The 7,180-nt window shown below is 54.7% G+C and carries 4 protein-coding genes; 1 reads left to right on the forward strand and 3 read right to left on the reverse strand.

Annotated elements, in window-relative coordinates; translation table 11 throughout:
- Nucleotides 1–433: 433 nt before the first annotated feature.
- From RUMCAL_RS00180 to RUMCAL_RS14185, 3 genes are all read right to left on the reverse strand, one after another.
- Nucleotides 434–1,435: an aldo/keto reductase gene (locus RUMCAL_RS00180; RefSeq protein ID WP_021680318.1), complete on the reverse strand. Its 1,002-nt coding sequence runs from the start codon at nucleotides 1,433–1,435 to the stop codon at nucleotides 434–436.
- Nucleotides 1,436–1,438: 3 nt separating this feature from the next.
- Nucleotides 1,439–2,452, reverse strand: coding sequence for a glycosyltransferase family 2 protein (locus tag RUMCAL_RS00185; RefSeq protein ID WP_021680319.1), 1,014 nt, complete (start codon nucleotides 2,450–2,452; stop codon nucleotides 1,439–1,441).
- A gap of 73 nt (nucleotides 2,453–2,525) precedes the next feature.
- Nucleotides 2,526–4,133 (reverse strand): N-acetylmuramoyl-L-alanine amidase, encoded by a 1,608-nt coding sequence (locus RUMCAL_RS14185; protein WP_021680320.1) that lies wholly within the window; start codon nucleotides 4,131–4,133, stop codon nucleotides 2,526–2,528.
- 309 nt (nucleotides 4,134–4,442) lie between these two features.
- Here RUMCAL_RS14185 and RUMCAL_RS00200 point away from each other — a divergent pair, with 309 nt between their 5' ends.
- The gene (locus RUMCAL_RS00200) at nucleotides 4,443–7,061 is read left to right on the forward strand and encodes a cation-translocating P-type ATPase (protein ID WP_040646260.1); all 2,619 of its coding nucleotides are present in this window, start codon (nucleotides 4,443–4,445) and stop codon (nucleotides 7,059–7,061) included.
- Nucleotides 7,062–7,180 lie beyond the last annotated feature (119 nt).

Raw genomic sequence — 7,180 nt, forward strand, 5'->3', positions numbered from 1 at the left:
GTATGCCCCGCCGGGGGATTTTTGTTGGTGGAAATCTCCTGTATAATCTTCGAGTGATGCTTAAATCTTACCGTACAAGTGAAACTCGAACTCTTTTCTTTTTTTGCTTCTTTTTTCTTTTCAGCAAAGAAAAAAAGAAGCGTAACTCTTTGTGAAACCGGTTGGCTGCCGTAGCAGGTAACCCCTCAGTCACCTGCGGTGACAGCTCCCCTAAACCTGAATATCAACATTACCGATACAGGCAAGGGCAACAACCGGCGTTGGCAAGCCACAGGCGGACAGCGAGGTACGAGCGAATTCCGCCGGACGGTTTCAACACGGCTGTCCTTAATCCAGTATTTCGTAACTTTTTATATCGTTTTCGGTAAAAGTAATAGAACTGCCATCGTCAATGTCAAAACATATTGCGTCTACTTCCTCGTCATTTTCGCTCTTACCTTTCCATTCCGATTGCCGCATCAACCGCCCGCAGTTCTTCCTCCGTCAGCGGTTCCTGTCCGACGATCTGGAGCGTATCGATAAGCTGTTCCGGACGGGATGCACCTACCAGCACACTGGTCACTGCCTTTTGCCGCAAAATCCAGCAGAGTGCCAGCTGTGCCAGCGTCTGTCCCCTGCCCTGTGCAATTGCCTGCAGCTGCCGCAGCTGGGAGAGCCGTTCTTCCGTCAGCTGGGATTCCTGCAGGAATCTGCCGTCAGTCCGAATCCGGCTGTCCTCCGGAATGCCGTGGAGATACCGGTCTGTCAGCATGCCCTGTGCCAGTGGACTGTAGATGATCACACCCTTTTGCAGCTGCTCACTCGCTGACAAAATGCCGTTTTTCTCCGAAACACGATCGAGAATGGAGTACCGGTTCTGGTTGATGATGAACGGGCAGTGCAGCTGTTCCAGAATCGCCGCCGCACGGCTCATGGTTTCCCCGTCATAGTTGGACAAGCCCACGTACAATGCCTTGCCGCTTTGCACTGCCTGTGCCAGTGCTCCCATGGTTTCCTCCAGCGGTGTTTCCGGATCCGGACGGTGGTGATAGAAAATGTCCACATAGTCCAGCCCCAGCCGCTGCAAACTCTGATCCAGACTTGCCAGCAGATATTTCCGGCTGCCCCATTCACCATAGGGGCCTTCCCACATGTCATAGCCAGCCTTGGTGCTGATGACCAGTTCGTCACGATGTCCGGCAAATATCGTTTTCAGCAGCTTGCCGAAGTTCCGTTCCGCAGCACCTGCCGGCGGACCGTAGTTGTTTGCCAAATCAAAGTGCGTGATGCCGCCGTCAAATGCGGTTTCACAGAGCTGTGCCATGTGCTCCAGACTGTTGGTATCGCCAAAGTTATGCCACAGTCCCATCGAAAGCAGCGGCAGTTTCAGACCGCTTCTGCCGCACCGGCGGTATTCCATTTGGGTATAGCGTTCTGCATTCGGAATGTATGCCATTTTTTACTCCTCCTTGGAATTCTCGTTCTCATCTGAGAGATAGGTTTCTACAATGTATTTCGGGCGTTCCTTGGTTTCCAGATACACCTTTCCGATGTACTGCCCGATCACGCCGATCGCCAGAAGCTGTAACCCGCCGATCGCCCAGATCGACACGATCAGCGAAGTCCAGCCGGTAGTAGTGGCTCCCATAAAGTGCCGCACTACAGAATAGATCAGCATGCCGATACTCACCAGAAAGATCAGCATGCCCAGACGGGTGATCAAAGTAATAGGCTTGGTGGAAAGGGACGTGATCCCTTCCCACGCAAAGGAGAGCATCTTTTTCAAAGGATACTTGGACGTACCGGCAAGGCGTTCCTTGCGGGCATAGTACACCTTATCGCTGGGGTAGCCGATCAGCGGCACCACACCGCGGAGAAACATATTCACTTCCTTGAACGACTCCAGCCCGTCCAGTGCCCGCCGGCTCATCAGCCGATAGTCAGCATGGTTGAACACCAGATCTGCTCCCATGTGCTTCATCACTTTATAAAAGCCCTCCGCAGTACACTTTTTGAACAGGGTGTCCGTCTTTCGGGCACTGCGGACACCGTAGACAATGTCGTTTCCGGCTTCATACTTTGCAATCATCTGATCGATCGCATCAATATCGTCCTGCAAATCCGCGTCCAGCGAAATGGTCATGTCGCAGTGTTTCTTCACCGTCATCAGCCCTGCCAGCAGAGCGTTCTGGTGTCCGCGGTTGCGGGAAAGGGAAATTCCCTGATAGATCGGATTTTCCGCGTGAAACTTCTGGATCAGTTCCCATGTCCGGTCTTTGGAGCCGTCATTCACAAACACGATCCGGCTCTTTTCCGTTATTTTTCCGGCAGTCATCAGCGACTGCATTTTTTCCAGCAGCTGCCTTGCGGTTTCCGGCAGCACTTCTTCCTCATTATAGCAAGGAATGACCAAGTATAGCGTATCCGTTTTGTGTACCTCCCTGCGTGATTCAGCGTTTCTTAATTGTATCATATTTTCGGCAAAATGTCAAACAAAAAAGCACTCCGGAGAAGTTTCCCCGAAGTGCCCTTTGGATAAAATGATTTTACAATCCGAAATATGCTGCGATCACAGCTGCTTCTGCATCTGCCAGCCGCTGTAGGTTGGTATCACTGAGCAGCCAGTTGGTCGCCCGCAAATTGGTGTGGTAACTGTGCTCCAGCAAGATCGCCGGTGTTCCCACAGAAGTTGCCCCGCGGAGCACTCCGTAGTAGTCGCCGTTGTTGCCCACACGCTTCCAGATCGTACCACCCTGTGCAGTGCTCATTACCTGATGCACGGTATTTGCCAGCTGCTGTCCCAGCACGTCCATGGTGCCGGTCACGGTACAGCATGCCAGCGGAGCATCTACGGAACTGTTGCCGCAGGCGTTGCTGTGCAGGCTCAGGAACAGGTCACAGCCTGCGGAGGTTTTTCCGCGGGTTTCCAGTCCCAGATCCCCTGCCTGTGTCGGTCTGGTGGTAATGACTTCCATGCCTCTGGCTTCCAGAGCCGATTTCAGCTTCAGATGCAGCCGCCAGCTCATATCAGACTCATAATAAGCTCCGTTTACCGGACTGCGGTTATACTTGCCGTAGTGTCCTGCGTCCAGACAAATCTTGATTTTTTTCTGTGTACCGTCGGCATTGAACCGATACTTCTTGCCGTCAATGACTTTTTCGCCGGTCACCATTGTGCCGTCTGCGTTGAAATAATATTTCTGACCGCCGAAAGTCTGCCAGCCGGTTTTCATGACACCGTCTGTGCCGAAGTAGTACTTCTTGCCGCCGACATTCTGGAAACCGGTCTGCATGGAACCGTCTGTGGCAAAGTAGTATTTTTTGCCGTCTACCGTCTGCATGCCGGTCTGTGCAATACCATCGTTTCCAAGATAATAGTTCTTGCCGCTGATATTCTGCATGCCAGTCTGCATGGTGTAACTGTCATTGAAGTAATAGCGGCTGCCATGATCCTCCACCCAGCCGGACACCGGAGCACCGTTCTGATCGTAATACGATATCGTATTATCGGAGAACTTGCAAAATCCCAGCTTCTGGGTACCAGTTTCGCTGTCGCTTTGATAGCGTACCCCGTCTACGGTGAATTCTCCGGTTGTCTTTCCGGAATCCGCACTGACATAGTAGCGGTAATCGCCGTAGCTGACCCAGCCGCTGTCCGGCTTTCCGGTTTCCGGATCGTAGTACCGCCGCACACCGTCTACCGTCCGCCAGCCGGTTTTCTGTGCCCCGCTGTAGTCGAACAAATACGCTGTGCCGTCGATCTGCTGGGCACCGACTGCTGCCTCATAAGTCACGCTGTCGTAGTAGTGCCATGTTTCGTCGATTTTCTGCCAGCCGGTCAGCTGTGTACCGCTGGAATCGAACAAGTACAGCACGCCGTCCACTGCGGTGGCATGTACGGCAAACGAACCGTCGCTGTACTGATACTTCCGGCAGCCGTCCTCTATGATCCAGCCGCCGGTAATTTCCGGTGTTTCTGTCTGTGGCTGGAACTCCGGACCAGTTGCCGTTGCCACCACTGCCGAAGCGGTTTCTGCGGTTTGCAGAACCTCCGGCAAAGCCGTTTCTGCCGAAGCTGTCACACCGCCGAACAACAGCATGCCGCCTGCCGCAGCACCCATTGCCAACAGGGACAGCCATTTGGGATAATGCATTTTCAAACCTCTTTTCTAAATTGGAAAAACACTTTAAGGATAATAATTATCCAGACATTCCCAGAGAGAATTTCAAAAAGAGCTCCCTCTTTTTATCGATTTCAAACCGATATTTTATATTATACATGGATTCGGCACAATTGTCAAGGGGTTTCTTGTGATTTTCACAAAAAGCTTTCCTATGTGGTCATGCTTTTTAGCTTTTCCGCATATAGTAGCCACAAACAAAAACATCATTTGGGAAGAGTTTGGACAGCACTGAACAAAGCTTTATTCAGTGTTTCCCTTGCAAAAGAAAGAAGGCATAACATGAACGGTCTGACAACCAAAACCGCACGGGAACGACTGAAACAGGACGGCGAAAACGAACTGGCGGCGGCAGCGAAACGCCGTCCCCTACGCATGTTTCTCGGGCAGTTCCGAGATGTAATGGTATTGATTCTGCTGGCAGCCACAGGCATTTCTGCGTTTCTGGGGGAGATCACCGATGCGGTCACCATTATCCTCATTGTCCTGCTCAACGCGATTTTGGGCTTTTTGCAGGAATACCGCACCGAGCAGACGCTGGAATCTCTCCGCAATCTGACGGCTCCCACCGCCACGGCGTGTCGGGACGGCAAGTGGCAGACCATTCCGGCACGGGAACTGGTCTGCGGTGACTTGGTGCGGCTGGAAGCCGGCGACAATGTTCCGGCGGACAGTGCACTGATACAGGCGGCGGGGCTGGCGGTGAACGAGTCCATTCTCACCGGCGAATCCGAAGCAGTTTCCAAACAGGCAGGCGACCCTGCCGACACCCGAAACGATCTGCATAAACACAACATCGTCTACGCCGGCACGGCAATTCTGCGGGGCAGTGCCGAAGCAGTGGTCATTGCCACCGGCACACGCACCCAAATGGGACAGATCTCCACCATGCTGCAAGAGGTCCGGCAGGAAATGACACCGCTTCAGAAACGCCTTGCCGGACTGGGAAAAGTCGTGGCTCTGCTGTGCCTTGGCGTATGCGGAGCCGTGTTCCTTGCCGGTGTGCTGCGGGGCGAGCCGGTTTTTGACATGCTCATGACCGGCATTACCATTGCCATTGCTGCCATTCCGGAGGGGCTGCCTGCCACCGTCACCATTGCCCTTGCTCTGGCAGTCAGCCGCATGATGAAGCACGGGGCACTGGTGAACCGGCTGCACAGTGTGGAAACGCTGGGCTGTGCCAGCGTGATCTGCTCCGACAAGACCGGAACGATCACCGAGAACCGCATGACTGTCACTGCCATTGTTGCCGGCGGCGAACGCTTTTCTGTCACGGGGACTGGTCTGCAAAAAGCCGGTGCCATTCAGCTGGACGGCAGCAACATCAATCCTCTCTCCAAGCCGGCACTGCGGGAACTGCTCACCTGCGGCAGTCTTTGCAGCACCGCAGAGATCCACAGCCTGCAGGAAAAGCAATCCCGCAACCGCGGCAGCCGCACGGAAAAGGGCACATGGTCTGCCACCGGTGACCCCACGGAAACGGCATTGCTGATCGCCGCGGAAAAAGGCGGCATTTCCAGAAAAGCCCTGCTCCGCACGCACCCTGTCCAGCACATGGAGCCGTTTAACAGTGAAACCCGCCGCATGGCGGTAACGGTGACAGACGGAGCCGGCACCTGCACCTATTGGAAAGGAGCTGCTGATGTCATTTTGCCCCTGTGCGGATTCCAAATGCAGGACGGCAAAAGCGTTCCCCTTTCGGAGGGTGCACGAGCCGCTGTCCGCAAACAGGTCGCCGCCATGTCAGACGAAGCCCTGCGGGTGCTGGCGTTCGCCAAACAGGAAGGCAGTGCCTGCATCTTTCTGGGGCTTGCCGGCATGCTGGATCCGCCCAGAGAGTCCGCACGCACGGCGATCCGCACCTGTGCCAAGGCGAATATCCGCACCGTCATGATTACCGGTGACCACAAGAACACTGCCGCTGCCATTGCCAGACAGGCAGGACTGCTCCGCGGAAAAAAAGCCATGACCGGAGCCGAACTGGATACCCTGACTGATGCCCAGCTAGACCGGTGCATTGACCAGTATTCCGTCTTTGCCCGTGTCAATCCGGCACACAAGCTGCGGCTGGTTCGAGCTTACAAGCGGCGTGGAGAGATCGTTGCCATGACCGGCGACGGCGTCAACGATGCACCGGCGATCAAGGAAGCCGATGTCGGCGTGGCAATGGGCAAAAGCGGCACCGATGTGGCACGACAGGCAGCAGACGTGGTGCTGACCGATGACAATCTGGCAACACTGGTGGACGCAGTGGAACAGGGACGGTGCGTCTACGCCAATATCCGAAAATTCGTCCGGTATCTGCTGTCCTGCAACATCGGCGAAGTGCTGACCATGTTTCTGGGAATCCTCATGGGCATGCCGGTGGTGCTGCTCCCCACCCAGCTGCTGCTGGTAAATCTGGTAACTGACGGGCTGCCGGCGATTGCTCTGGGGCTGGAGCCGCCGGAGCCGGAAGCCATGCAGAAGCCGCCCCGCAGGCCTGACGAAAGCTTCTTCTCTGACGGGCTTATGGGACGCATTTTCTTCCGCGGCATGCTCATCGGTATCTGCACACTGGGAGCATTTTCCGCTGTTGTCCGCACCGGCGGCACACTGGAAGCCGCACGGACAGCGGCATTGTGCACCCTGATCCTGTCCCAGCTGGTACATGTTTTCGAGTGCAAATCCGAACGGCGTACCCTGTTCTCCATGCCCTACGGCAACAATCTGTGGCTGGTGGGAGCCGTGCTGGTTTCTGTGGCAGTGCTGGCGGCGGCAGTTGCCGTGCCCATGCTCCGCGTGATCTTCTCCACAGTCATGCTGACCCGTCCGCAATGGTACATCGCCCTGGGCTTCTCCCTGACTGTGCCTCTGTGCAGTTCCATTGCTGGATTGTTCCGGCGGAAAAAACGGGACTGACGATTGCCATACAAAAAAACGGCGTATCCGAAATTGTACTCGGATACGCCGTTTTGTATAATGGGAAAATTCAAAATGTCATTTGTTTAGGGAAACACTGAATAAAGCTTGTGCGTAAG

Source organism: Ruminococcus callidus ATCC 27760 (assembly GCF_000468015.1).
Lineage (GTDB): Bacteria > Bacillota > Clostridia > Oscillospirales > Ruminococcaceae > Ruminococcus_C > Ruminococcus_C callidus.